The sequence below is a fragment of the Pseudomonas sp. 22085 genome (assembly GCF_052045815.1).
In the GTDB taxonomy this organism is placed as follows: Bacteria; Pseudomonadota; Gammaproteobacteria; order Pseudomonadales; family Pseudomonadaceae; genus Aquipseudomonas; species Aquipseudomonas glycinae.
Window position 1 is genome coordinate 1 of record NZ_JBQEQA010000013.1, and the last position, 25,102, is coordinate 25,102.

19 protein-coding genes are annotated in these 25,102 nt (G+C 61.9%); 13 read left to right on the forward strand and 6 right to left on the reverse strand.

What is annotated here, in order from left to right:
• Nucleotides 1–115: 115 nt before the first annotated feature.
• The 3 genes from ACTJK7_RS17010 (at nucleotide 116) to ACTJK7_RS17020 (ending at nucleotide 3,489) form a co-directional block, all read left to right on the forward strand.
• Complete coding sequence (locus tag ACTJK7_RS17010; protein WP_064379764.1) at nucleotides 116–1,111, forward strand: AraC family transcriptional regulator; 996 nt, start codon at nucleotides 116–118, stop codon at nucleotides 1,109–1,111.
• A 255-nt stretch (nucleotides 1,112–1,366) separates the two neighbouring features.
• Nucleotides 1,367–2,392, forward strand: coding sequence for a histone deacetylase family protein (locus tag ACTJK7_RS17015; protein WP_440779398.1), 1,026 nt, complete (start codon nucleotides 1,367–1,369; stop codon nucleotides 2,390–2,392).
• Complete coding sequence (locus ACTJK7_RS17020) at nucleotides 2,389–3,489, forward strand: polyamine ABC transporter substrate-binding protein (protein WP_440779397.1); 1,101 nt, start codon at nucleotides 2,389–2,391, stop codon at nucleotides 3,487–3,489. Before ACTJK7_RS17015 ends, ACTJK7_RS17020 begins: the two co-directional genes overlap by 4 nt.
• Before the next feature lie 59 nt (nucleotides 3,490–3,548).
• On the opposite strand, the gene pdxR is transcribed toward ACTJK7_RS17020, so the two are convergent.
• Nucleotides 3,549–5,102 carry a MocR-like pyridoxine biosynthesis transcription factor PdxR gene (gene pdxR, locus ACTJK7_RS17025; protein ID WP_440779396.1) on the reverse strand — a complete coding sequence of 518 codons (1,554 nt, stop codon included), beginning with the start codon at nucleotides 5,100–5,102 and terminating at the stop codon, nucleotides 3,549–3,551.
• A 92-nt stretch (nucleotides 5,103–5,194) separates the two neighbouring features.
• Here pdxR and ACTJK7_RS17030 point away from each other — a divergent pair, with 92 nt between their 5' ends.
• The 5 genes from ACTJK7_RS17030 to ACTJK7_RS17050 all read left to right on the forward strand — a co-directional run bounded on the left by ACTJK7_RS17030 (nucleotide 5,195) and on the right by ACTJK7_RS17050 (nucleotide 11,805).
• Nucleotides 5,195–5,818, forward strand: coding sequence for an FMN-binding negative transcriptional regulator (locus tag ACTJK7_RS17030; protein ID WP_440779395.1), 624 nt, complete (start codon nucleotides 5,195–5,197; stop codon nucleotides 5,816–5,818).
• Nucleotides 5,819–5,828: 10 nt separating this feature from the next.
• Nucleotides 5,829–6,275: an N-acetyltransferase family protein gene (locus tag ACTJK7_RS17035; RefSeq protein ID WP_440779393.1), complete on the forward strand. Its 447-nt coding sequence runs from the start codon at nucleotides 5,829–5,831 to the stop codon at nucleotides 6,273–6,275.
• Nucleotides 6,276–6,287: 12 nt separating this feature from the next.
• Nucleotides 6,288–6,959, forward strand: a complete 672-nt coding sequence (locus ACTJK7_RS17040; RefSeq protein WP_440779391.1) for a GNAT family N-acetyltransferase — start codon at nucleotides 6,288–6,290, stop codon at nucleotides 6,957–6,959.
• A gap of 221 nt (nucleotides 6,960–7,180) precedes the next feature.
• Nucleotides 7,181–10,138 (forward strand): autotransporter outer membrane beta-barrel domain-containing protein, encoded by a 2,958-nt coding sequence (locus tag ACTJK7_RS17045; RefSeq protein ID WP_440779389.1) that lies wholly within the window; start codon nucleotides 7,181–7,183, stop codon nucleotides 10,136–10,138.
• A gap of 593 nt (nucleotides 10,139–10,731) precedes the next feature.
• The gene (locus ACTJK7_RS17050; RefSeq protein WP_440779387.1) at nucleotides 10,732–11,805 is read left to right on the forward strand and encodes an autotransporter outer membrane beta-barrel domain-containing protein; all 1,074 of its coding nucleotides are present in this window, start codon (nucleotides 10,732–10,734) and stop codon (nucleotides 11,803–11,805) included.
• Nucleotides 11,806–11,909: 104 nt separating this feature from the next.
• On the opposite strand, the gene oadA is transcribed toward ACTJK7_RS17050, so the two are convergent.
• Both oadA and ACTJK7_RS17060 read right to left on the reverse strand, forming a co-directional pair.
• Nucleotides 11,910–13,718, reverse strand: a complete 1,809-nt coding sequence (gene oadA, locus ACTJK7_RS17055; protein ID WP_064379745.1) for a sodium-extruding oxaloacetate decarboxylase subunit alpha — start codon at nucleotides 13,716–13,718, stop codon at nucleotides 11,910–11,912.
• Nucleotides 13,719–13,729: 11 nt separating this feature from the next.
• Complete coding sequence (locus tag ACTJK7_RS17060) at nucleotides 13,730–15,145, reverse strand: acetyl-CoA carboxylase biotin carboxylase subunit (protein ID WP_440779385.1); 1,416 nt, start codon at nucleotides 15,143–15,145, stop codon at nucleotides 13,730–13,732.
• Between the two features lie 190 nt (nucleotides 15,146–15,335).
• Between ACTJK7_RS17060 and ACTJK7_RS17065 the strand changes: the two genes are divergently transcribed.
• Nucleotides 15,336–16,298, forward strand: coding sequence for a LysR family transcriptional regulator (locus tag ACTJK7_RS17065; protein WP_085653927.1), 963 nt, complete (start codon nucleotides 15,336–15,338; stop codon nucleotides 16,296–16,298).
• On the opposite strand, the gene ACTJK7_RS17070 is transcribed toward ACTJK7_RS17065, so the two are convergent.
• The 3 genes from ACTJK7_RS17070 to ACTJK7_RS17080 form a co-directional block, all read right to left on the reverse strand.
• Complete coding sequence (locus ACTJK7_RS17070) at nucleotides 16,240–16,452, reverse strand: PA3496 family putative envelope integrity protein (protein WP_064379743.1); 213 nt, start codon at nucleotides 16,450–16,452, stop codon at nucleotides 16,240–16,242. The genes ACTJK7_RS17065 and ACTJK7_RS17070 overlap by 59 nt on opposite strands.
• 108 nt (nucleotides 16,453–16,560) lie before the next feature.
• The gene (hexR, locus tag ACTJK7_RS17075) at nucleotides 16,561–17,427 is read right to left on the reverse strand and encodes a transcriptional regulator HexR (protein ID WP_007954250.1); all 867 of its coding nucleotides are present in this window, start codon (nucleotides 17,425–17,427) and stop codon (nucleotides 16,561–16,563) included.
• Nucleotides 17,428–17,577: 150 nt separating this feature from the next.
• Nucleotides 17,578–20,451: a GGDEF domain-containing phosphodiesterase gene (locus ACTJK7_RS17080; RefSeq protein WP_108563596.1), complete on the reverse strand. Its 2,874-nt coding sequence runs from the start codon at nucleotides 20,449–20,451 to the stop codon at nucleotides 17,578–17,580.
• A 259-nt stretch (nucleotides 20,452–20,710) separates the two neighbouring features.
• On the opposite strand from ACTJK7_RS17080, the gene uvrD reads away from it, so the two are divergent.
• The 4 genes from uvrD to ACTJK7_RS17100 all read left to right on the forward strand — a co-directional run bounded on the left by uvrD (nucleotide 20,711) and on the right by ACTJK7_RS17100 (nucleotide 25,083).
• Complete coding sequence (uvrD, locus tag ACTJK7_RS17085) at nucleotides 20,711–22,894, forward strand: DNA helicase II (protein WP_007954248.1); 2,184 nt, start codon at nucleotides 20,711–20,713, stop codon at nucleotides 22,892–22,894.
• A 148-nt stretch (nucleotides 22,895–23,042) separates the two neighbouring features.
• Nucleotides 23,043–23,483, forward strand: coding sequence for an EamA family transporter (locus tag ACTJK7_RS17090; protein ID WP_064379739.1), 441 nt, complete (start codon nucleotides 23,043–23,045; stop codon nucleotides 23,481–23,483).
• 175 nt (nucleotides 23,484–23,658) lie between these two features.
• On the forward strand, nucleotides 23,659–24,537 hold the full coding sequence (locus ACTJK7_RS17095; protein WP_085653924.1) for a Tim44 domain-containing protein: 879 nt from the start codon (nucleotides 23,659–23,661) through the stop codon (nucleotides 24,535–24,537).
• A gap of 138 nt (nucleotides 24,538–24,675) precedes the next feature.
• Nucleotides 24,676–25,083 (forward strand): SMI1/KNR4 family protein, encoded by a 408-nt coding sequence (locus ACTJK7_RS17100; protein WP_007954245.1) that lies wholly within the window; start codon nucleotides 24,676–24,678, stop codon nucleotides 25,081–25,083.
• Nucleotides 25,084–25,102: the final 19 nt, after the last annotated feature.

Genomic DNA, 25,102 nt, shown 5'->3' on the forward strand with positions numbered 1-25,102 from the left:
ATACGTTGATGTCGTCTGACACAACGCATTCGCGAGCAAGCCCGCTCCCACGATTGACTCTTCGTCCGGCACACAACTTGCTGCCACTTCCAGTACCCCAAGGCTGGAAGATCCTATGCTCCACTCCCACCTCACCACCCTCAACGCCGTCGCCCTGGTGCTCAACACCTTCAGGGATCAAGGCCTGTCCAGCGAAGCACTGCTGGCCGGCAGCGGCATCAGCGCGGCGGATCTGAGCCGGGCCGACACTCGCATCACCACCAATCAGGAGATGCAGGTCTGCGCCAACGCGGTCGCGCTCAAGCACGATATCGGTCTGGAACTGGGCCGGCGCATGCACGTTTCCTGCTACGGCATCCTCGGTTACGCGCTGCTGACCTGTGCCACCTTCGGTGACGCTTTGCGGCTGGCGATCCGTTATCCGGCGCTGCTGGGAACACTTTTCGAATTGAGCCTGGAGGACGACGGCGAGCGTGTCTGGTTCGTTGCCGCCGATTATCGCGAGAGCCCGGCGATGGCGGTGTTCAACGCGGAGTTCTGTCTGGTGTCGCTGAAAGTCATCTGCGACGACCTGCTCGGCCATCCGCTGCCATTGCTGGCCGCGCGCTTCGAACACGCCGCGCCGGATTACCGCGACAGCTACGCCGATCACTTCAAGGCGCCCCTGCACTTCGGCGCCAAGGACAACGCCTTCGCCTTCGACCGGCGCTGGCTCGACCAGCCGCTGCCGCTGGCCGACATCATCACCCACCAGGCCATGGCCGAACGCTGCCGCAAACAGAACACCGAGTTCACCGGCCGCCAGGCGTGGCTGGGGCGGATCCGCCAGTTGCTCAGTGCGCAACTCAATGCCGCACCGGGCCTGGAAGGTCTGGCGCAGCAGATGAACTGCTCGCCGCGCACCCTGCGCCGGCATCTGAAGGACATGGGTTGCAGCTATCAGGAACTGCTCGACGAACTGCGTTTCGAGCGGGCCAAGCAGATGCTTTGCGAAGATCAACTGCCGATCTACCGCATCGCCGAAACCCTGGGTTTCAGCGAGACCGCGAGCTTTCGCCATGCGTTCGTGCGCTGGAGCGGTGTGGCACCGAGTCAGTTCCGACCACACTGATACTTACTTTGCGGGAGCTGACTGGCCAGCGATGGCGTCGACACACTCGGCATTGAAGTCGCCTGACACTCCGCTATCGCTGGCAAGCCAGCTCCCACATGTTCTGCGTTCCAAATCAAAGGGCCAGAGGAGGGGCGAATTTCGGTCAGTTCTTTTGGCCATATCGATCCCCTTTTGGCCGCTCCTGACGTTCTCCGATTCGCCCCGCGCCGCAACACTGGAGCCAACCGAATCAGCCCCTGCGGAGAACAACAAATGCTGACGATCTACTCTGACGATCACCACCTGCACCATGGCCGCTGCGAATTGATCGACGGGCAACTCAAGCCTTGCTTCGAGATGCCGTCGCGCGCCGACCACGTGCTGCAACGGGTAAAAAATCAAAACCTCGGCCCGGTCGAGGCGCCGAAGGATTTCGGGCTCGGGCCGATCGAGCGCATTCACAGCCGCGACTACCTCGACTTTTTCAAAAGCGCGTGGGCACGCTGGACCGAATTCAACACCGACGGCGATTTGCTGCCTTACACCTGGCCGGCGCGCACCCTGCGTCAGGTCAAACCGACCAGCCTGCACGGCCAGCTCGGCTATTACAGCTTCGACGGCGGCGCGCCGATCACCGCCGGCACTTGGCAAGCGGCGTACAGCGCGGCGCAGGTGGCGCTGACCGCACAAGCGGAAATCCAGCGTGGCGCCCGGGGTGCCTTCGCCCTGTGCCGTCCACCGGGACACCACGCTGCCGGCGACTTGATGGGCGGTTATTGCTACCTCAACAACGCCGCCATCGCGGCGCAGGCATTCCTCGATCAGGGCCACAAGAAGGTCGCGATCCTCGACGTCGACTACCACCACGGCAACGGCACCCAATCGATTTTCTACGAGCGCAGCGACGTGCTGTTCACCTCGATCCATGGCCACCCGGAAGCGGAATTCCCGTTCTTCCTCGGCTACGAAGACGAGCGCGGCGAAGGCGCCGGTGAAGGCTTCAACTTCAACTATCCACTGCCGGCCGGTTCCGGCTGGGATGTCTGGAGTGCAGCGCTGGATCAGGCCTGCCAGGAGATCGACAACTACGGTGCCGACATCATCGTCGTGTCGCTGGGTGTGGACACCTTCAAGGACGACCCGATCTCGCAATTCAAACTCGACAGCCCGGACTACCTGGCCATGGGCAAGCGCATCGCGGCCCTCGGCAAACCGACCCTGTTCGTCATGGAAGGTGGCTACGCGGTGGAAGAAATCGGCATCAACGCGGTGAACGTGCTCGAAGGTTTCGAACAATGAGCAGACTCAAGCGCCTCATCGCGCCGGCGTTGTGCGCAGCGCTGCTAAGCGGCGCAACGCACGCGGAAGAACGCACCCTGCGCGTCTACAACTGGTTCGACTACATCACCCCCAAGGCACTGGAAGATTTCAAGGCGCAGAACAGCCAAACCAGACTGGTCTACGACATCTTCGACACCAACGAAGCACTGGAGGCCAAGCTGCTGACCGGCAACTCCGGCTACGACGTGGTGGTGCCGTCCAACGTGTTCCTCGCCAAGCAGATCGAGGCCGGGGTGTTCCAGCCGCTGGATCGCAGCCAGTTGCCGAACTGGAACCACCTCGACCCGAAACTGATGAAGCTGATCGAAGCCAACGATCCGGGCAACAAGTTCGCCGTGCCATACATGTACGGCACCATCCTGATCGGCTTCAACCCGGCCAAGGTCAAGGCCGCGCTGGGCGAAAACGCGCCGGTGGACAGCTGGGACCTGATCTTCAAGGAAGAGAACATCAGCAAGCTCAAGCAGTGCGGCGTGGCCCTGCTCGATTCGCCGTCGGAGATCCTGCCGCTGGCCCTGCAACACCTCGGCCTGGATCCCAACAGCAAGAACCCGGCGGACTACGCCAAGGCTGAAGCGCTGTTGATGAAGATTCGCCCGTACGTGACCTACTTCCATTCGTCCAAGTACATGGCCGACATCGCCAACGGCGACATCTGCGTCGCGGTCGGTTATTCGGGCAGCTTCTCGCAAGCGGCCAACCGTGCAAAGGAAGCGAAGAATGGCGTGGTGGTGGACATGCGCCTGCCGAAAGAAGGCGCGCCGATCTGGTTCGACATGCTCGCCATCCCGAAAGGCGCGAAGAACCCGCAGGACGCCTACACCTTCATCAACTACCTGCTGCAACCGCAGGTGATCGCGCCGGTCAGCGATTTTGTCGGTTATCCGAACCCGAACAAGGACGCCACCGAACTTGTCGACCCGGCGATTCGCAACAATCCGAATCTGTACCCGACCGATGCGGCGATGAATACGCTGTACACCCTGCAGCCATTACCGCGCGATGCGGAACGGGCACGCACGCGGGCGTGGACGAAGATCAAATCCGGCACCTGAAACCTGCTCATCCAACCCGGACCCGCCCCGGCGGGTCTTTGGATACCGACGCTGCGTCTTCACTCACCCCAGGCTTTCCGCAAACGGGCCAGGGCCGACTCGATCGCCGGCTCCGGCACCGCCGCAAAACCCAGCACCAGACCGGCGCGCTGATCGAGCGGCGTCGTCGAGTCCGGCAGCCAATATTTGCTCAAGCCATTGACTTCCACCTTTACCCTGGCGGCCTGTTCGATCAATTGCTGTTCACGGGCCACGCTATCGACCGCCACGGTGAGATGCAGTCCGGCCGACACGGCTGGCAGTTCGCCGACACCCGCCAGCCCCTCGGGCCAGCCATTGAGAAGTACATTGCGCCGGCTCAGTGCGGCCCGACGCATCCGCCGGATGTGCCGCTGGAAGTGCCCGGCCGCCATGAATTCGGCCATCACCGCTTGAGTGCTCACTTCGGAATGCCGGACATCCACCGCCCGCCGCTGCGCAAACGCCTCCACCAGTGTCGGCGGCAACACCAGATACCCCAGGCGCAGCGCCGGGAACGCGACTTTGCCGAAGGTGCCGACATACAACACGCGCCCCTGGCGGTCGAGCGCAGCCAGCGGAGCCAAGGGCGCGCCGGTGTAGCGATACTCGCCGTCGTAGTCGTCCTCGACGATCCAGCCGCCGGTGCGCTCGGCCCAGGCCAGCAGTTCCAGACGTCGCGCCAGGCTCATCACCACCCCGGTCGGATATTGATGAGACGGTGTGACATACGCCACCCGGCAATCTTCGGCGGCCGCCAGTGCCGCGCAGTCGATGCCCTCTTCGTCCACGGCAATGCCGTGCAATCGACCGCCGGCCAGCGCGAACGCATGACCCGCTGCGCGATAACCGGGATTCTCAATGCCCACGCCGGCGCCCGGTTCCACCAACAACTGTGCACAAAGGCTGATTCCCTGCTGCGCGCCACTGGTGATCACAATTTGCTCAGCCGAACACTGCATGCCGCGTGAGCTGCGCAAATACGCAGCGATCAGACCACGCAGGCGCGCATCGCCCGCCGGGTCGCCGTAACACAGTTGCTGCAAATCGGGTTTGCGCCAGAACGCCGCGTTCAGCTTGGCCCAGACGTCGAACGGGAACAGATCAAACGCCGGAACACCGACCCGGAATGCTCGCGGCGGACCGCTCGGTGGCATCGGTAAATGGTTCTGCTCAAGCCGCTGCAATGCACCGCTGTGGATAACTTTGCTGGATAAATTCCCAGTGAAATTGGCCGAAATTGTGGATAAGGCTGTGGGTAAGCCTGTTGAAAAACCTGTGGATACTTTTGTGGATAATTTTTTCGCGGGCGCCACTGATTGCGGTAACTGCGCCACATAAGTGCCGTCCCCGACCCGGCCTTCAATGAAGCCCTCGGCATACAGCTGATCGTAGGCACGCACCACGCTGTTGCGGGAAATCCCCAACGCTGCCGCCAGATCGCGACTGGCCGGCAGGCGCGTGCCGCTGGCCAGACGTCCGTCGAGCACCCGCAGGCGCAAGGCCTGATAGAGCTGACGGCTCAGGCCTTTGCGGCGGTCGAGCTCGATACCGGCAGGGTTGAACGGCAGCGACAGCGTGGTCGAATCGGGCATGACAATGGACCTATGAAATTGGTCATCAATGGCTCTTACAACAGACCAATAGCCTGCCTACGATGCAGGCATTCGCCAAGGAAATTTTCTCCATGTACACGCCCCGCGCCTTTGCCATCGACGACCTGTCCCAACTGCACGAACTGATCCTCGCCACCCGCCTCGCCATCCTGGTCACCCACGGCGAACAAGGCTTGCAGGCCAGTCATGTGCCGGTGTTGTTGCATCGCGAACAAGGTCCGAACGGCACGCTGTACGGGCATCTGGCCAAGGCCAATCCGCAGTGGAAAGACCTGCGTGACGGCGCCGAAGCGATGCTGATTTTTCCCGGTGCCGATGCCTACGTAAGCCCCGGCTTTTACCCGAGCAAGGCCGAGCACGGCAAAGTCGTGCCGACCTGGAATTACGTCGCCGTACACGCCTACGGTCACGCCGAAACCTTCAGCGATGGCGGTCGCCTGCTGGACATCGTCAGCACCCTCACCGACCGCCATGAAGCGGGCCGCGCCAAGCCCTGGTCGGTCGACGATGCCCCGGCCGATTACATCGACGGCATGCTCAAGGCCATCGTCGGGTTCGCCATTCCGATCGACCGTCTCGAAGGCAAGCGCAAGCTCAGCCAGAACCGCAGCGCCGAAGACATCGCCGGCGTGCGCGAAGGCCTGGCCGCCAGCCCCGACATCAACGATCAAACCCTCGCTCACTTGATGCGTTAAGGAAATCACCATGAGTCAGATCGACATCCGCCCGGTCAGCGCCGCCGATCACGCCGCCTGGCTGCCGCTGTGGCAGGCCTACCTGCGCTTCTACAACACCGAGTTGCCGGACCCCGTCAGCCAAAGCACCTGGCAGCGCTTTCTTGACCCGAACGAACCGACCCATGCCGCCCTCGCCTGGGCTGACGGCAAAGCGGTGGGCATGGTGCATTTCATCTACCATCGTTCGAACTGGAGCATCGAAAACTCCTGCTACCTGCAAGACCTGCTGGTGGAGCCGCAAACCCGTGGCACCGGCGTCGGGCGCCTGCTGATCGAACACGTCTACGCCACGGCCAAGGCCGACGGTTGCTGCAAGGTGCACTGGCTGACCCACGAAACCAATGCCACGGCGATCCAGCTCTACGAGCGCATCGCCGAACGCCCGGGTTTCATCCAGTTTCGCAAAGCCATTTGAGGAGCCACGTGCATGACGAATTCTCTTGCTGACTGGAAAGGCGTACCGCCGCCCTCCACCACCCTGATCGAAGGCCGCTTCATCCGCCTGGAAAAACTCGACCCGACGCGGCACGGCGACGACCTGTTCAACGCTCTGCAAGGCCCCGGCGCAGACCCGAAACTCTGGGATTACTTGCCCTACGGCCCGTTTCCGGAGCGCAGCGCTTTCAATGACTGGCTGAACAATCACGCGGCCCACAGCGATCCGTATTTCTTCAGCGTCATCGACCGCGTCAGCGGCCAGGTGCAAGGCATCCTCAGCCTGATGTCGATCGTCCAGGCCCAAGGCCGCATCGAAATCGGCCATGTCACCTTCGGCGCCCCGATGCAGCGCTCGCCGAAAAGCACCGAGGCGGTCTACCTGCTGGCCAAAGAATCCTTCGCCCTCGGCTACCGCCGCCTCGAATGGAAATGCAACAACGGCAACGCCCGCTCCAAATACGCGGCCGAGCGTCTGGGCTTCAGCTTCGAAGGCGTGTTTCGCCAGCACATGGTGGTCAAAGGCCAGAACCGCGATACCGCGTGGTACTCGATTCTGGACTCGGAATGGCCGGCGATTGCGGCGGGGTTCGAGCGCTGGTTGAGCGATGAGAATCAGACGGCGGATGGGCAGGCGAAGGGGTTGGTTGAGTGCCGCGGTTGAGCCAGTGAACGTAAAAGAGCGCAGCCTGCGGCATCTCATTCAAGCGATGTCCAAGGCTGCGATTTCGACTCTGCACCACCGTCGGATCTGCAATGAATTGCAGATGAACGTCCAAATCTGAGGCCTGAACTGCAAAAGAATGCACATAGGCCATACATCATTCTGTAAAAACCCTCCGCTATACAGGACGCCCCGCTTATAACAAAAAGGACGTTCTGCCCATGCCCTTCCCGCCCCAGCGCCTGTCGCTTGCGATTGCCCTGCTGATCGCCACCAGCGCCGCCCACGGCAAGACCGTGCAGATCGACACCGCCACCACTGCAGCGCAGACACTGGGTGGCAGCGACACGCTGACGATTTCCGCACCGGGCAGCATTACCAACAGCGGCAAGGCCGTGAGCCTCAAGGATGGTACCAGTGGGATCGGCGTGATCATCGACAATGCCGGCAAGATCATTTCCAGCGGCGGCCGGGCCATCGACAGCAGCGGCGACCTGACCCAGGTGCGCAACTACACCCTCTATAACCGCAGCGGCGGGCAGATTCTCGGTTCCAACGACGCGATTCGCATCGACAGCAACTTCGTCAGCGGCAGCCTGTTGATCGACAACAGCGGCACCATTCGCTCGACCACCGGCCAAGGGCTGGATCTGGATGCGTTGCGCAGTGACGGGGTGAAAACCACGATCATCAACCGCGCGGGCGGGCTGATTCGTGGCGACGCCAGCGACGGCATGAAAACCGGCGCCAACGCGACCATCAGCAACTACGGCGAAATTTCCACTGGCGACTCGCACAACGCCGATCAGAAGTTCGACGGCATCGATATCGACACCGCGACCGGCGTCACCGTGACCAACTACGGCGTGATTTCCGGCGGCCGGCATGGCATCACCACTGACCTCGGAGCGACGCTGGTCAACTACGGGCAAATCACCGGGCGCAACGGCTCCGGTTTCGGTTCCGACGGCGACGGCACGGTGATCAACCACGGCACCATCACCGGAGCATATTCCGGGTTGCAAGCCAATGGCGACGGCGATGGCGTGGACATCGACAAGATCGCCCACATCGAAAACTACGGCACCATTCAGGGTGTCGGCGCTGATGGTGTGGACAAGGGCGGTTTCGCCAATGGCAGTGAAGGCATCGCGCTGGGCGGCGGTTACATTCTTAACGCCAGGGATGCGCTGATCAGCGGCGCCAACAGCGCCATTCTGGTGGATGACGGCAGCGGTGGTTCGGGGCTGGCAGCCACCTCGCTGGAAAACTACGGCACGATCCAGGGCCTCGACGGTTTCGGCGTGAAGTTCGTCGGTGAATTCGCCGACAGCGTGATTAACGGCGGCACGATCAGCGGCAGCAACGGTCTGGCGCTGGACCTGGGTGGCGGCAATGACAGCCTGACCCTGCGCAGCGGCAGCCGCTTCGTAGGTACCGTCGATGGCGGCAGCGGTTATGACCGCGTAGTGATGGACGATGCGGCGGGCGGCAGCTTCGGTGCCAGCCGCAACTTTGAATGGCTGGAAGTCAAACAAGGTGCCTGGACACTGACCGGCAGCGGCGACTTCAGCGACGGCGGTGCCGTGCGCAACGGCGCCACGTTGGTCAACCAGGGCGGTATCGCCGGCAATCTGACCGTGGACGCCGGTGGTGTGTATGCCGGCGGCGGGTCGGTAGGCAGCCTCAACGTGAATGGCACGTTGCGCACCGACACCCGCCTCGGCACCGCGAGCATCGTGCATGACTTGAACATGAGCAGCGCCTCCACCCTCGTCTACGGTGTCAACGCCGATGGCAGCAGCGCGCCGACCAAGGTCGGCGGCACGGCCAACCTCAATGGCGCAACACTGGCGGTCAATCCCGGCAGCGGCACCTATCCGTGGCAGAGCCATTACACGGTGTTGCAAGCTGCGCGGGTCAACGGCACATTCGGTGCAGTCACCAGCGACTACGCCTTCCTCACGCCGACCCTCGCTTACACGCCGACTCAGGTCGATCTGACCTACACCCGCAATGACGTGGCCTTCAACGAATTCGCCGCCACCGGCAACGGCAGCAACGCCGCCAACAGCCTGGCCTCGATCGGCAAGAACAATGCGCTGTACAACGCCTTGCTCAACACCACTCAAAGCAGTGCAGGCGCGGCCATCGAGCAACTGGCCGGCGCCAGCAACGCCAACCTGACCAGCGCCACCCTCGGCGCCAGCAGCCAGGTCGGCAGCAGCATGCTCTCGGCGATGCAGCAAATGGGTGGCAGCCCAGGCTTGCTGGTCGGCCTCGATCAGCGTGATACGCCGATCCTCGCGGCCAACGGCGTACCGTCCGAAGCGCGAAACCTGAATGATCCGAACGCCCGTGGTCGGCTCTGGCTGCAGGCCATCGGCGGCTACGGCAAGCTCGATGGCGAACACGGCAGCAGCGGTCTGGAGCAACGCACCAAGGGCAGCGTGCTCGGCGCCGACTGGGCACTGAATCCGCAATGGCGTCTGGGCGTGCTCGGTGGCTATTCGAAGACCGATCTGGATGCCAGCGGCGTCGACGGCAATGTCGAGAGCTGGCACGCCGGCGTTTATGCGCTGCATCAAAACGGTCCGATCGCCTTGCGCCTGGGCGCGGCTTACAGCGGTCATCAGGGCGAAAGCAAGCGCACCATCGCATTCAATGGTTTCAGCGATCGCCCCAAAGGCGATTACGACGCCGACAGCCAGCAAGCCTTCGCCGAACTCGGCTACGCCATGGGCAGCGGCCGAATGAGCGCCGAACCGTTCGCCAGCCTCGGCTACCAGCGCTATCACCGCGAGCGCTATCAGGAAAAGGGCGGTGCGGCGGCGTTACAAGTCGACAGTCAGACTCAGGACAACTTCAGCAGCACCTTCGGCCTGCGCCTGGCGCACCTCGGCTCGCTGGACAATGGCATGAGCTTCACTCCGCGAATGGCCGCCGGCTGGAAGCACACCTACGGCGATGTCAGCAGCTCGACTCGTCAGGCATTCGTCGTGGGCGGCACCGCATTCAGCGTCGATGGCAGCTCGCTGGATCGTGACAGTCTGGTGCTCGAAGCAGGGCTGGATCTTGGTATTTCCGCGCGGCATACGCTGGGGCTGGGATACAGCGGCGAGATTGGCAGCAACAGCCGTAATCACGGGTTGATCGGGCAGTGGCAGATGAGTTTCTGAGATTTCGCCAATCCGGATTTCAGCGGGTGTTGTAGGTAAAGGCGTCTGGGCGATCGGGTAATCATGGCGGGTTCATTACCCGCCAGCGACCGGGCTACAAAAGCAGACGTCATCGCCTGCGTTCAGCTCGGAATTGCCCGGCATCGGTGGACCGGCATCGACTTTTACAGTTTGGCCTCAATTCACCTGAGGCGAACGGAATGCCCATTCAATGCAAATACAAGCTCCAACACCTTGTTCTGGCGGTTGCGCTGGCAGTCGGTTGCGTAGAATTTTCTCTGGCAGAGCACTCGGAGCCCGACGTGCCGGTGGTGAAAGAGGTGAAACCCAAGGACAAGCGCAAGACCAGGGAAAAACCTGCTGCGCTTGATCTCGCCAAAGAAAACGCGCGTGAGGAAAAGACCGCTCCGACACCGGAAACAAGCCCCGTCAGCACTCAGATTCCCGTAGTCCCCGCTCACACAGCCGACGACATTCCATCCAAAAAAATTGCCACGACAGAGAGCGGCAGCGCACTCAAAGAAAGCCTGGAAAAACCAGCGCCCTTACCGGAATCGGTTCTGGCCGAAACGTCCGCAGCTCAACAAACCCAAGTGGTAGACCAGCCACCGTCAACGGACTCCCCTTCACCAGCAGGCAACCCAGCCATTGCGGCTCTGCTCGCTGCCGACGAAACCACCGCAGCACTCGCCCTCAATCAACTGTCCGGCGGCAGCAACGCCAACCTCGCCAAGGCCACCTTGAGCAGCGTCACACCGGTCAGCGCCAGCCTGCTGTCGGCCATGCTTCAGCTCGACGACCCGCATGACAACCAGCCAAGCGCACCCCGCCACGCAGCCGGAAACGCCGAGAGCGGCAGGATCTGGCTGCAAGCCCTCGGTCATAGCGGCAAACTGGATCGCGATGTGGAGCCCATGCAGCATTCCACCAAAGGACTGCTGCTCGGTGCGGATTGGCGCCTCGACGAAGAATGGCGACTGGGCTTGATGGGCGGCACCTCCGACACGCGGATGGACAGCAAGGAGCTGGACGGCGATCTCGACAGTTGGCACCTCGGCGCCTACGCCTTGCGCCAGACCGGTTCGTTGGCACTTCGGCTCGGCGCAGCCTGGAGCAACCATGAAGGCAGTACCCGTCGCGAAGTCGCGTTCGGCCGCTTCCATGACCGACTCAAAGGCAACTACCAAGCCAGCACCCAGCAAGCGTTCATCGAGTCGGGATACAACCTGGGGCGGGCCAACGTCAGCATCGAACCCTTTGTCGGTATCGGCTATCAACGCTATCAGCGTGACGGCTACACCGAGAAAGGCGGGGCGGCGGCGCTCAGGGTGGATGATCAATCCCAAGGCAACTTCAACACTACCGTCGGTCTGCGCATGGCGAACGTCAGCACACTGGATAACGGTATGCGCCTAACGCCACGATTCAGCGCGGGATGGAAACACGTTTACGGCGAGACCTACACCAGCACCCGACAACGTCTGGTCACCGGCGGCCATGGCTACACCGTTTACGGCGCAGAGCTGGATCGCGATAGCCTGACGCTGGACACCGGGCTTGATCTGGCCGTCTCGTCCAGCCACACATTCGGCATTGGCTTGTCGGGCGAGATCGGTACCGACAGCCGAAACCACGGCGTATCGGGCCAGTGGCGAATGGCGTTCTGAGTCCAGACTGGCTGCTGCCGCACGTTGCGGCAGCAACCTGAAAGCAAAAAAAAGGGGAGCACATGCTCCCCCGAGGTTTAAAGCGTTGTATCGAGGCCGTTATCTCAGCCTTCGATCTCGATCAGGATTTCGCCCGGGTTCACCCGGTCGCCCTTGGCAACGTGGATGGCGGTGACCTTGCCGGCAATCGCGGCCTGGACTTCGGTCTCCATCTTCATCGCTTCGGTGATCAGCACAGCCTGGCCCGCCTTGACGGTGTCGCCTTCCTTGACCAGCACATCGACGATGTTGCCCGGCATGGTGGTGCTGACGTGGCCCGGCGCCGAAGCCTGCTTGCGCTTGCTGCTGCCGCCGCCGACGAATTCGTTGAGCGGTTCGAACACCACTTCTTCCGGCATGCCGTCGATGGACAGGTAGAAGTGACGCTTGCCTTCGGCCTTGACGCCGACACCGGTGATGTCCACGCGGTAGGTTTCGCCGTGGACGTCGATGACGAACTCGGTCGGTACGCCTTCGCCACCGGCCGAAGCCACCTTGCCCGCTTCCGGGATCGGCAGCAGCACTTCCGGGGTGAGCGTGCCGGCGGCACGCTCTTCGAGGAACTTGCGGCCGATGTCCGGGAACATGGCGAAGGTCAGCACGTCTTCTTCGGACTTGGCCAATGCGCCGATATCGGCACGCAGCTTGGTCATTTCCGGCTTGAGCAGATCGGCCGGACGCACGTCGATCACCTCTTCGCTGCCGATGGCCTGACGACGCAGCTTCTCGTTCACGGTGCCCGGCGCCTTGCCGTAGCCGCCTTGCAGGTAGAGCTTCACCTCGTTGGTGATGGTCTTGTAGCGCTCGCCGGCCAGCACGTTGAAGAACGCCTGGGTGCCGACGATCTGCGAAGTCGGGGTCACCAGCGGCGGGAAGCCGAGGTCTTCACGTACGCGCGGGATCTCCGCCAGCACTTCGCCCATGCGGTTCAGAGCGCCCTGCTCTTTCAACTGGTTGGCCAGGTTGGAAATCATCCCGCCAGGCACCTGGTTGACTTGAACACGGGTATCGACGGCGGTGAATTCGCTTTCGAACTGGTGGTACTTCTTGCGCACGGCGTAGAAGTACAGGCCGATTTCCTGCAGCAGCTCCAGGTTCAGACCGGTATCGAACTCGGTGCCTTTGAGCGCAGCAACCATCGATTCGGTGCCAGGGTGACTGGTGCCCGAAGCGAAGCTGGAGATCGCGGTGTCGATGTGGTCGGCACCGTTTTCAATGGCCTTGAGCTGGCACATGGTTGCCAGGCCGGCGGTGTCGTGGGAGTGGATAAACACTGGCAGCGACTGCTCGGCTTTCAGTGCACGTACCAGTTCACCGGTCGCGTATGGGGTCAGCAGACCGGCCATGTCCTTGATCGCCACCGAGTCGCAACCCATGGCTTCCATTTGCTTGGCCTGGGCGACGAACGCGTCGATGGTGTGCACCGGGCTGGTGGTGTAGGCGATGGTGCCCTGGGCGTGTTTGCCGGCAGCCTTCACCGCTTCGATCGCCACGCGCAGGTTACGCACGTCGTTCATTGCGTCGAAGATGCGGAACACGTCGATGCCGTTGACCGCGGCCTTGGCGACGAACGCCTTGACCACGTCATCGCTGTAGTGGCGGTAGCCCAGCAGGTTCTGCCCGCGCAGGAGCATTTGCAGACGGGTGTTGGGCAGCGCGGCGCGCAGCTGGCGCAGGCGCTCCCACGGGTCTTCTTTCAGGAAACGTACGCAGGCGTCGAAGGTTGCGCCGCCCCAGCATTCCAGTGACCAGTAGCCGACTTTGTCGAGCTTGTCGCAGATCGGCAGCATGTCTTCGGTGCGCATGCGGGTGGCGAGCAGCGATTGGTGAGCGTCGCGCAGGATGGTATCGGTGACAAAGATCTTCTTGCTCATTCTTGTATTCCTCACAGGCCTGCGTGGGCGGCGATGGCGGCGGCGATGGCCAGGGCCAGCTCTTCGGGTTTGCGCTTGATCGAGTAGTTGGTCAGTTCGGGGTGGCTTTCGACGAAGCTGGTATTGAACTGGCCGCTACGGAATTCCGGGTTGCGCAGGATTTCCTGGTAGTACGCGGCGGTGGTCTTCACGCCTTGCAGACGCATGTCGTCGAGCGCGCGCAGACCACGGTCCATGGCCTCTTCCCAGGTCAGCGCCCAGACCACCAGTTTCAGGCACATCGAGTCGTAGAACGGTGGAATGGTGTAGCCGGTGTAGATCGCCGTGTCGGTACGCACGCCAGGTCCGCCGGGGGCGTAGTAACGGGTGATCTTGCCGAAGCTCGGCAGGAAGTTGTTCTTCGGGTCTTCGGCGTTGATCCGGAATTGCAGGGCAAAACCGCGATGCTGGATGTCCTCCTGCTTCACCGACAGCGGCAGCCCGGAGGCGATGCGGATCTGTTCACGGACGATGTCGATCCCGGTGATTTCTTCGGTGATGGTGTGTTCCACCTGCACCCGGGTATTCATCTCCATGAAGTACACCTCGCCCTCGGCGAGCAAAAACTCCACGGTGCCGGCGTTCTCGTAGCCCACGGCCTTGGCCGCACGCACCGACAGGTCGCCGATGTAGGAGCGCTGTTCCGGGGTCAGTTGTGGGCTCGGGGCGATTTCGATCAGCTTCTGGTTACGGCGCTGGATCGAGCAGTCACGTTCGAACAGATGCACGACGTTGCCGAAGCTGTCGCCGAGTATCTGCGCTTCGATGTGCTTGGGATTGACGATGCATTTTTCCAGGAACACTTCCGCCGAACCGAAGGCCTTGGTGGCTTCGGAAATGACGCGAGGGAAGTTCTGTTCGAGTTCTTCGCGGCTGTTGCAGCGACGGATACCGCGACCGCCACCACCGGAAGTGGCCTTGAGCATCACCGGATAACCGATGCGATCGCCCTCGCTCAATGCTTCCTCGATGCCCGAGACGTTGCCTTCGGTGCCCGGTGTGACCGGCACGCCGGCCTTGATCATGCTGCGGCGCGCTTCGGTCTTGTCGCCCATGCGACGGATGACTTCCGCCGACGGGCCGATGAATTTGATCCCGCGTTCGGCGCAGATGTCTGCCAACTCGGCGTTTTCCGAGAGGAAACCGTAGCCGGGGTGCAGCGCATCGCAACCGGTTTCCACGGCCAGGTTCACCAGCTTGCGCGGGTTCAGGTAACCGGCCAGCGGCTCGGCACCAATGCTGTGGGCCTCGTCCGCACGCTTGACATGCAAGGCATGCCGGTCGGCGTCGGAATAGATCGCGACCGAGCGGATGCCCATCTCGGCGCAGGCACGCACGATTCGTACGGCAATCTCACCACGGTTGGCGATCAGGATCTTTGTTATCACTTGGAGGTTCCCTTGAGCCGGTGGCACCACGACCTGCTAGACCCAGGTCGGCACGTGACCAAATGTTTCAATCTGGTCTCGGCTCCACACTAGCGCTGCCAAGGGATTAACAAAAATGAATAAAAATTGGGTCAGACATAAGTAAAGACTTATAGTCAGCGCATCAGCCAATGGCCAGAGTCGGTAGAAAATGCGTAAGTCCTTGATGCGTATGACATTGCGTCAATTGCAGATCTTCAACGAAGTGTGTGATTTGCGCTCCTACAGCCGCGCAGCCGAGGAAATGTCGCTCACACAACCGGCCGTCAGCCTACAGATTCGTCAGCTAGAAGAGCTGATCGGCCAGCCATTATTCGATTACGTCGGCAAAAAACTCTACATGACCGAAGCGGCCGAAGCACTTCAGCGCGCCAGCCGGGACATTTTCGGCCGCCTGGAAAACCTCGACATGCAGCTCTCGGACATGCAGGGCTCGCTGCAGGGCCAGTTGAAGCTGGCGGTGGAATCCAGCGCCAAATACTTCGTGCCGCATCTGTTCGCGGCATTCAAGCGCCAGCATCCCGAAGTAAACCTGCAACTGACGGTGGTCAACCGTGGCCAGGTCATCCGCCGGCTCTCCGACAACCGCGACGATCTGGTGATCATGTCGATGGTGCCGCAGGACATGGGCCTCGAGTTCCTGCCGTTCCTCAACAATCCGATCGTCGCCGTGGCGCGTCCGGATCATCCGTTGGCACACATGGGCCCGCTGCGCTTGCAGGATCTCGAACCGTATACCTTGCTGATCCGCGAACCCGGTTCAGGTACGCGGCTGGCCTGCGAGGAGTATTTCAAGGAGAAGCGCGTGCACTTCACCCAGACCCAGGAAGTGGCGTCGGCCGAGGCCCAGCGTGAATGCGTGGTGGCGGGTCTGGGCCTGGCGCTGTTGACGCGCCACGCCCTGAACCTGGAGCTGGCGACCGGCGGCCTGGTCGAGTTGCCGGTCGAAGAGTTGCCGCTGTTTCGCAGCTGGTGCCTGGTCCAAGCCAAAGCCAAACGGCTGTCACCGGTGGCGCACGCCTTCCTGGCGTTTATCCGCAGCGAACGGGTGCAGATCAGCGCGCTGGTTGAGCGCTTCGACGGGAAGCTGCCGGCGCGGCCTGCCAGTAGTTGAGTTCAATGTCCTCGGGAAAGTCGCTGATCGCGCTCTGAAGCTGGCGAAGTTCGAAGCGATCTTCGATGGCGCGGCGAAATTCCATGCGGCGCTGGTCTTCCTGCTGACGACGGGTTTTCGCGGCGCTGTTACGTTCTTCGTAGGGCTGAGCCATTTCGAGTCTCCCAAGGCGAGTACGGGAGTTTCACGATAGGCCCGGGGGATGACGATTTGGCTGCGTCGGGGTTACAGGCAGATGAAGATTGCCGTCACCTCACGACAATCAGTCATCCAGCGCTTTCACCGATTTTGGCGACAGCCGCAAGCTGCGCAGGCTGCGCTTGACGCTCTTGAGGTGGTTGACCAGGCTCGGACCGCGCGCCATGGCCACGCCCATCGCCAGCACGTCGATCACCACCAGGTGGGCGATGCGTGAGGTCAGCGGCGTATAGATTTCGGTGTCTTCATGAACATCGATCGCCAGGTTGACGGTCGACAGTTCGGCCAGCGGAGTCTGACTCGGGCACAACGTGATCAGCGATGCACCGCTCTCGCGGACGAGGTTGGCGGTAATCAACAGGTCTTTGGAGCGGCCGGACTGGGAAATGCAGATCGCCACATCGGTCGGCTTCAGCGTTACCGCCGACATTGCCTGCATGTGCGGATCGGAATACGCCGCGGCGGTCAGTAGCAGACGGAAAAACTTGTGCTGCGCATCCGCCGCCACCGCGCCCGACGCACCAAAACCGTAGAACTCGACACGCTGGGCCTGGGACATCAGCGTCACCGCCCGTTGCAGCTCCAGAGGATCGAGCTTTTCGCGAACCTCCATCAGCGTGTGCAACGTGGTGTCGAAGATTTTCAGGCTGTAGTCGGCGACGGAATCGTCTTCATGAATCGCGAACTGCCCGAAGCTGGCGCCGGCCGCGAGGCTTTGCGCGAGCTTGAGTTTCAGATCCTGAAAACCGGAGCAGCCGATGGCGCGACAGAAGCGCACGATGGTCGGCTCGCTGATGCCGACGCTGTGGGCCAGGTCGGCCATGGAACTGTGCATCACTGCCGCAGGGTCAAGCAGCACGTGGTCGGCGACCTTGAGCTCCGACTTGCGTAACAGGTGACGTGACTGGGCGATGTGTTGCAGCAGATTCAAGGGGCTGGACTCTTGTTATGGAAAGATGTGCTTTGGCCAGATGCCGGGGATGTAGCAAGCTTGTAGTTATACTACATGAATCGGCTTTTTGCCTGCTCAATGCGTAACTGGATCCCCCCGGATCAGGCGACATGCGCTGCATGTAGCCCTTTACAGCGGTTTTTCCTGCTCATGCAACAACGCGGCAAGACTGACTGCCTCCACCGGACGACTGATCAGATAGCCCTGCACTTCGTCGCAGCCTTCAGCTTTCAAAAACGCCAGTTGCTCGGAGCGCTCGACACCTTCGGCGACAACTTTCAGTGACAACCCGTGAGCCATCGCAATGATCGCCCGGGTGATCGCTGCGTCTTCGCTGCCCTCGCCCAACCCGCGAATAAAGGCCTGATCGATCTTCACGTAGTCCACCGGGATCCGTTTCAGATAGCTCAGCGATGAATAGCCGGTACCGAAATCGTCGATGGCCAGCTTCACCCCCAGATCCCGCAACTGCTGGAACGTGGCGATGATGTGTTCGACGCTGTCTAGCAACTGGCTTTCGGTCAGCTCCAGTTCGAGGTAATGCGGCGCCAGCCCGGTTTCCTCCAGCACCTGGCGCACCAGACTGACCAGTTTGCCCTGACGCAGTTGATGCACCGACAGGTTCACCGAAACCCGGATCGGCGCCAGCCCCTGACGCTGCCATTCGCACGCCTGCCAGCAGGCCTGGCGCAGCACGAACTCACCGATCGGCCCGATCAGCCCCGTCTCCTCCGCCAGACCGATGAAATCCCCCGGCGGTACCCGGCCCATGGTCGGGTGATCCCAACGCACCAGCGCTTCCGCCGCGTTGAGACGGCCGGTCGCCAGACACAGTTTCGGTTGATAGAAGACGTTGAGCTGCTTGTCCTCGATGGCTTTGCGCAGCTGGTTTTCCAGTTGCAGGCGCTCCAGCGTGCTGGCCTGCAGGCTGTCGGTGTAGAACTGGAAGTTGTTGCCACCCAGGTGTTTGGCATGTTGCATGGCCATGTTCGACTGGCTGACCAGCGCGGAAATCTCCCGGGCGTTGTCCGGCAGCATGCTGATGCCCATCGAGGCGCTGACTACCAGCTCATGCCCTTCCACGGTCAACGGCAGGCGCAGCTTGCTCGACAGTCGCGTGGCGACCCGCGCCAGGCTCGACAGGTTGCCGTAGGCGTCGAACAGTACCGCGAACTCATCGCCGGACAGCCGGGCGATGGTGTCGGCTTCCGGCAGAGCATTGACCAGCCGCCGCGACATCTTTTGCAGTAACTGGTCGGCAATCTCATGGCCGAGACTGTCGTTGAGCAGCTTGAAGCGATCCAGATTGATGTGCAGCAACGCCAGACTCCGGCGTCCGCCCTGCCGCACGCGCTGATGGGCTTCATGCAGACGTTCGCGAAACAGCGAGCGATTGGCCAGGCCAGTGAGCTCGTCGTAGTGGGTCAGGTAGCGCATGCGCTCTTCGGATTCGCGACGCGCCGACAGATCGGCGAAGAAACCGACGATATGACTCACATTTCCTCGACTGTCGCGCACGGCATTCAGTTGCAGCCATTGCGGATACAGCTCGCCATTCTTGCGGGTTTCTACCAGTTCGCCCTGCCAGCTGCCGTGCTGCTCCAGCGCGTGGCGGATCGCGACGTAGTGCCGACGGGCGTCGCGACTGCAAGGCAATTCGACGACGTTGCGCCCGAGCATGTCGCCGATGTCATAGCCGGTGACCCGACTGAAGGCCTGATTGATGGCGATCAGCGAATAATTCGGGTCGAGGATCACGATGCCTTCGCTGGCGGCCTCGAACACCGTCGCAGCCAGCTGCTGCTGGGCTTCCAGGCTTTTGCTGACGCTGATGTCGCGGCGGGTGCCGACCATGCGGATGACCCGGCCGTTCTCGTCGCGCTCCACTGCACGCCCACGGTCTTCGATCCAGACCCAATGACCGTCGCCATGGCGCACGCGGTACTCGATCTGATAATCCTCGGTGCGCCCCTTCAAGTGCTCGATCAACGCGCGCTTGAGCGGCGGCACATCTTCCGGGTGCAGCCTTGGCCGCAGGTGCCTGAGCAGCCCGGTGACGTATTCCGGATCAATACCGAACAGTTCCTGAATCTGCGTGTGATGAACTTCGTCGGTCTGCAGGTTCCAGTCCCACAGCCCCAGCTCACTGGCCTTCAATGCCAGGGCCAGGCGCGCCTCGCTTTTGCTCAGGGCCTGATTGGCGACGTCCAGTTCCCGGCTGCGCTGGGCGACCCGGTCTTCCAACTCGACCTGCGCCTCGCGCAGCTTGCCCTCGGCGCACCGCCGCTGCTCGATTTCCTTCGCCAACTCCAGATTGAGCTGTTCGCTGCGGGCTTGCGCTTGTTGCAGGTGTTCGATCAGGTGCTGGTTCTGGAAGCGCCGCAGCAAACCGCGATCAATCAGCCGATTGACCTGCCACGCCACCACGCTCAGGGAGCCCAGCAGGATCAGTCCGAGCCAGCCCCAGCCCCGCGCAAGTTCGTCGCCGCCCCAGAACAGATAACCGATGGCCGGCAGCAGGCACGGCAAGGTAAAGGAGAGAAAGGCCGGAATGCTCACGGCGTAAGCCACGCTGGCCGACAGGGTCGCGGCGCCGATCAGGCCGAACACCCAGGCCTGCTGCATGAAATTGTCGGCCGGGACCAGGGCGATGCCGGCGCCGGCCAGGGTCAGGCCGGTCATGGTCGAGCCGAGCAGGAACATCCGCCCCCAGATCGGCTGGGCCTGGCGATCGGGAATCGCCGAGTCGAACGCGGCGACCTGAATCACCCGCAACGCTACCAGCGACAACAGCCACACCAGCCAGACGCTGACCACAAAATACCGCTGCGGGCTCCAGAGCAGACCGGCGCAGACCAGACCATTGATCAACATGAACAGGGTGGGCAACAGCGAACCCTGATAAAGAAGGCGCGTGCGCTCGACCGCCATCTGGGTGGCGTAAAGCTTGCGGATTACCCGGGGTTCCACAGAGGGGCCCGACAGGTCGAAGCTGAGGGTCATAGGCAACGTTCTTGTTCTTATAAGTGTGAGCATGCGCCCGGAAACGTGGACGGAGCATACACAAGCCGAACCACTTGCCAAACTGCCCCAGATCATAATTTCGCCGAAACTTTTTCGCGGCTCGCCCCCCTCCAAAGCCCCGACGCCAGGCGGGCCAACGCCTGTAGCCGGTGACCGACCGGTCGTCACGGGCAGCACTTTCATCGGCTAATGCAAAGCTCGGTTTGCCCGGGCCTGCGGCGCACCCTAGAATGCCCCGATGCGCGATGATCTCTCCCTTCTGCTGAACTCCCTCAACGATGCCCAACGCCAGGCCGTAGCGGCCCCCGTTGGCCGTCAATTGGTCCTGGCCGGTGCCGGCTCCGGCAAAACCCGAGTGCTGGTGCACCGTATCGCCTGGTTGATCCAGGTCGAAAACGCCTCGCCCCACTCGATTCTGTCGGTGACCTTCACCAATAAGGCCGCTGCCGAGATGCGTCACCGCATCGAGCAATTGCTGGGCATCAACCCGGCCGGCATGTGGGTCGGCACCTTCCACGGCCTGGCGCACCGCCTGTTGCGGGCGCACTGGCAGGAAGCCGGGCTGAGCCAGACTTTCCAGATTCTCGACAGCGACGACCAGCAACGCTTGGTCAAGCGGGTGATCCGCGAGTTGGGGCTGGACGAGCAACGCTGGCCGGCCCGCCAGGCCCAGTGGTTCATCAACGGGCAGAAAGACGAAGGTCTGCGTCCGCAACACATTCAGGCCAGCGGCGATCTGTTCCTGGCCACCATGCGCGGCATTTATGAAGCGTACGAGGCGGCGTGCCAGCGTGCCGGCGTCATCGATTTCTCCGAACTGCTGCTGCGCGCCCTCGACCTGTGGCGCGACCACCCGGGCCTGCTGGCGCACTACCAGAAGCGCTTCCGGCACATTCTGGTGGACGAATTCCAGGACACCAACGCCGTGCAGTACGCCTGGTTGCGTCTGCTGGGCAAGGGCGGCGACAGCCTGATGGTGGTCGGCGACGACGACCAGTCGATCTACGGCTGGCGCGGCGCGAAAATCGAGAACATCCACCAGTATTCTTCGGACTTCCCGGATTCGGTGACCATCCGTCTGGAGCAGAACTACCGCTCCACGGCCGGCATCCTCAAGGCCGCCAACGCCCTGATCGCCAACAACACCGGGCGTCTGGGCAAAGAGCTGTGGACCGATGGCGGCGATGGCGAAGCGATCAATCTTTACGCTGCCTTCAACGAACACGATGAAGCACGCTACGTTGTCGAAACCATCGAAAGCGCGCTGAAAACCGGCCTGGCTCGCAGCGATATCGCGATTCTCTACCGCTCCAACGCCCAATCGCGCGTTCTGGAAGAAGCCTTGCTGCGTGAACGCATTCCGTACCGCATCTATGGCGGCCAGCGCTTCTTCGAGCGGGCGGAAATCAAGAACGCCATGGCTTACCTGCGCTTGCTGGAAGGTCGCGGCAACGATGCGGCCCTGGAACGGGTGATCAACGTTCCGGCGCGCGGCATCGGCGAGAAAACTGTCGAAGCGATTCGCGACCATGCGCGCCACAGCGATGTGTCGATGTGGGAAGCCATGCGCCAGCTGGTGGCCAACAAAGGCCTGACCGGTCGCGCCGCCGGTGCGCTGGGCGCGTTTATCGAACTGATCGAAAACCTGGCTGCCAAGTGCGCCGAGATGCCGTTGCACCTGATGACCCAGACCGTCATCGAGCAATCCGGACTGATCGCCTACCACGAAGCGGAAAAAGGCGAGAAAGGCCAGGCCCGGGTGGAAAACCTTGAGGAACTGGTCAGCGCTGCGCGCAACTTCGAGAACACTGAAGAAGACGAAGAGCTGACGCCACTGGCGGCATTTCTCGGCCACGCTTCACTGGAGGCCGGTGACACCCAGGCCGACGAACACGAAGACAGCATTCAGTTGATGACCCTGCACAGCGCCAAGGGCCTGGAATTCCCTTACGTGTTCCTGGTGGGCATGGAAGAAGGCCTGTTCCCGCACAAGATGAGCCTGGAAGAACCGGGCCGCCTTGAGGAAGAGCGGCGTCTGGCCTACGTCGGCATTACCCGGGCGATGCAGAATCTGGTGATGACCTATGCTGAAACCCGACGCCTGTACGGCAGCGAAACCTACAACAAGGTGTCGCGTTTCGTACGGGAAGTACCGAAAGGCCTGATTCAGGAAGTACGCCTGTCCAACAGCGTCAGCCGGCCGTTCGGCGGTAACCAGTCGATGGGCGGCAGCAACCTGTTCAGCGGCAGCGAGATTCCGGAAACCGGCCTGAGCCTTGGCCAGGCTGTCCGTCACTCGATCTTCGGCGACGGCGTGATCCTCAACTTCGAAGGCGCCGGCGCCCAGGCCCGGGTGCAGGTGAATTTCGCCGAAGGCAGCAAGTGGCTGATGCTCGGGTACGCGAAGCTGGAAGCCATTTAAGGGCAGCCCGTAGTTGCTCATCGTTCCCACGCTCTGCGTGGGAATGCATCCCGTGACGCTCTGCGTCACTGTGGACGCGGAGCGTCCATGGCGGCGTTACCACGCAGAGCGTGGGAACGATCGGACACGAACACTGGAGGCAACATCCATGGGCTCGGGCTTCTTTTCTTCCTGGACGTTCTGGGCCCTGCTCTCGGCCACTTTCGCCGCGCTGACGGCCATCTTCGCCAAGATCGGCATCGAAAACGTCAACTCCGACTTCGCCACCCTCCTGCGCACAATCGTCGTATTGGTGAGTCTGGCCTTGATTTTGTACGCCACGGGCCAATATCAGTCCCTGGGATCGATCTCCGCCAAGAGCTACCTGTTCCTGCTGTTGTCGGGCCTGGGCACCGGCGCTTCGTGGCTGTGCTACTTCCGGGCATTGAAAGTCGGCCCGGCGTCGCTGGTCGCCCCGGTGGACAAGCTCAGCGTGGTCTTCGTGGCGGTGCTCGGTGTGATCCTGCTGGGCGAGAAACTCGACCTGCGCCAGTGGGGCGGCATCGGCCTGATCACCGCCGGTGTGGTGATGCTCGCCTTGCGGCGCTGATCCATTTCCTGCTGAACCTATCGCCTTTTCCTACAGACAAAAGTACATGGCCTTATTGCCCCGACCGAGCTGAACGTAACCTGTCAGGCAAAAGCCCGAAACACTCTCTCGCTAGCCAGTAACACTTCAGCTGTGCAACATGGCGCGCGTGTCTCCACAAACGGGAATTCCCTTTATGAAACGTTTTCTTAGCATCGCCATGGCGTTGTGCATCGGCCTGACGATGAGCCTCGACGCCAACGCCAAGCGCTTTGGTGGTGGCAAAAGCGCCGGCGCTGCGCCGACGCACCAGACCAGCCAGATGGCTCCTTCTTCCCCAGGCATGGGCGGCGCTGCGGCGACCGCTGGTGCTGCCGGTGCCGCGGGCGCTGCGGCCAAGGCCGGCGGTGCTTCGAAATGGCTCGGCCCTCTGGCCGGCATCGCGGCCGGTGGCCTGCTCGCTTCCATGTTCATGGGCGGCGGCTTCGAAGGCATGCAGTTCTTCGACATCCTGATCATGGCCGTGATCGCGTTCGTGATCTTCCGCTTCATCGCCGCCCGTCGCCGCAAGCAGCAGGAGCAGTTCGCTCCGGCCGGCGCGCCGATGCAGCGTGAAGTGTTCGAACAGAAACCGGCAGCCATGGGTTCGATCTTCGGTGGTTCGGCCGCGCCTGCTGCCGCCCGTCCGGTGATCAACGCGCCGGCCTGGTTCAACGAACAACGCTTCCTCGAAGCCGCCCGCAGCCACTTCCAGGCGCTGCAGCAGCACTGGGACGCCAACGAAATGGACAAGATCGCCGAGTTCGTGACCCCGCAAATGTTCGAGTTCCTCAAGCGCGAGCGCGCGGAACTGGGTGATGCCTTCCAGTCCACCTACATCGACAACCTCCAGGTACAACTGGATGGCGTGGATGACCGTGCGGACAAGACCATCGCCACCCTGACCTTCAGCGGCGTGTCGAAAACCTCGCGTTTCGACCAGCAGGGCGAAGTGTTCAGCGAAAGCTGGAACATGGAACGTCCACAGGGCGACAACCAGCCTTGGCTGGTCGCCGGTATCCGCCAGAACGGCTGATCACTTCCGACGTTTTACCCGCTGCAATAAAAACCCCGGCCTCGGCCGGGGTTTTCTATTTCACGGTTGCATCTATAGCGAGCTACTGTATAAACCGGCCCATATAAACCGCGCCATTCAAGCAAGAGGATCCCGGACGTGGAAGAAATCATCGAACAACTGCGCGAAGCCAACGAACCCGTACCGGTTCCTTTGGAATTGCCCGACGAAGACCAGTTGGTGGAAATCGAAGAAGAACTCTTCATCAACATCCCGTTCGTCTTCAAGGAGTTTCTGCTGACTGTCAGCGACGTGGTTTACGGCAGCCTGGAGCCGGTAACCGTCACCGACCCGCAATCCCACACCTACCTGCCGGACGTCGCTGCCAACGCTTGGGATGCCGGCGTGCCGCGCGACCTGATCCCGATCTGCCAGGACGGCGACGACTACTACTGCGTCGAAGAAGACGGCACCGTGGTGCTGTGGTCGGGCGAAGAAGAACTGATCACCGAAGAGTCCTGGGAATCGGTCTGGCACTGGGCGCGGGACGTTTGGTTGGAAAGCTGAAACGCCCCACACCATGGGT

Coding starts and splice junctions, on each gene's coding strand:
- ACTJK7_RS17035 (WP_440779393.1), top strand. CDS start 5,829: ATGAGTCAGATCGACATCCGCCCGGTCAGCGCCGCCGATCACGCCGCC.
- ACTJK7_RS17080 (WP_108563596.1), bottom strand. CDS start 20,451: ATGACCCTCAGCTTCGACCTGTCGGGCCCCTCTGTGGAACCCCGGGTA.
- ACTJK7_RS17010 (WP_064379764.1), top strand. CDS start 116: ATGCTCCACTCCCACCTCACCACCCTCAACGCCGTCGCCCTGGTGCTC.
- uvrD (WP_007954248.1), top strand. CDS start 20,711: ATGCGCGATGATCTCTCCCTTCTGCTGAACTCCCTCAACGATGCCCAA.
- ACTJK7_RS17030 (WP_440779395.1), top strand. CDS start 5,195: ATGTACACGCCCCGCGCCTTTGCCATCGACGACCTGTCCCAACTGCAC.
- ACTJK7_RS17095 (WP_085653924.1), top strand. CDS start 23,659: ATGAAACGTTTTCTTAGCATCGCCATGGCGTTGTGCATCGGCCTGACG.
- ACTJK7_RS17090 (WP_064379739.1), top strand. CDS start 23,043: ATGGGCTCGGGCTTCTTTTCTTCCTGGACGTTCTGGGCCCTGCTCTCG.
- oadA (WP_064379745.1), bottom strand. CDS start 13,718: ATGAGCAAGAAGATCTTTGTCACCGATACCATCCTGCGCGACGCTCAC.
- ACTJK7_RS17040 (WP_440779391.1), top strand. CDS start 6,288: ATGACGAATTCTCTTGCTGACTGGAAAGGCGTACCGCCGCCCTCCACC.
- pdxR (WP_440779396.1), bottom strand. CDS start 5,102: ATGCCCGATTCGACCACGCTGTCGCTGCCGTTCAACCCTGCCGGTATC.
- ACTJK7_RS17065 (WP_085653927.1), top strand. CDS start 15,336: ATGCGTAAGTCCTTGATGCGTATGACATTGCGTCAATTGCAGATCTTC.
- ACTJK7_RS17045 (WP_440779389.1), top strand. CDS start 7,181: ATGCCCTTCCCGCCCCAGCGCCTGTCGCTTGCGATTGCCCTGCTGATC.
- ACTJK7_RS17020 (WP_440779397.1), top strand. CDS start 2,389: ATGAGCAGACTCAAGCGCCTCATCGCGCCGGCGTTGTGCGCAGCGCTG.
- ACTJK7_RS17015 (WP_440779398.1), top strand. CDS start 1,367: ATGCTGACGATCTACTCTGACGATCACCACCTGCACCATGGCCGCTGC.
- ACTJK7_RS17070 (WP_064379743.1), bottom strand. CDS start 16,452: ATGGCTCAGCCCTACGAAGAACGTAACAGCGCCGCGAAAACCCGTCGT.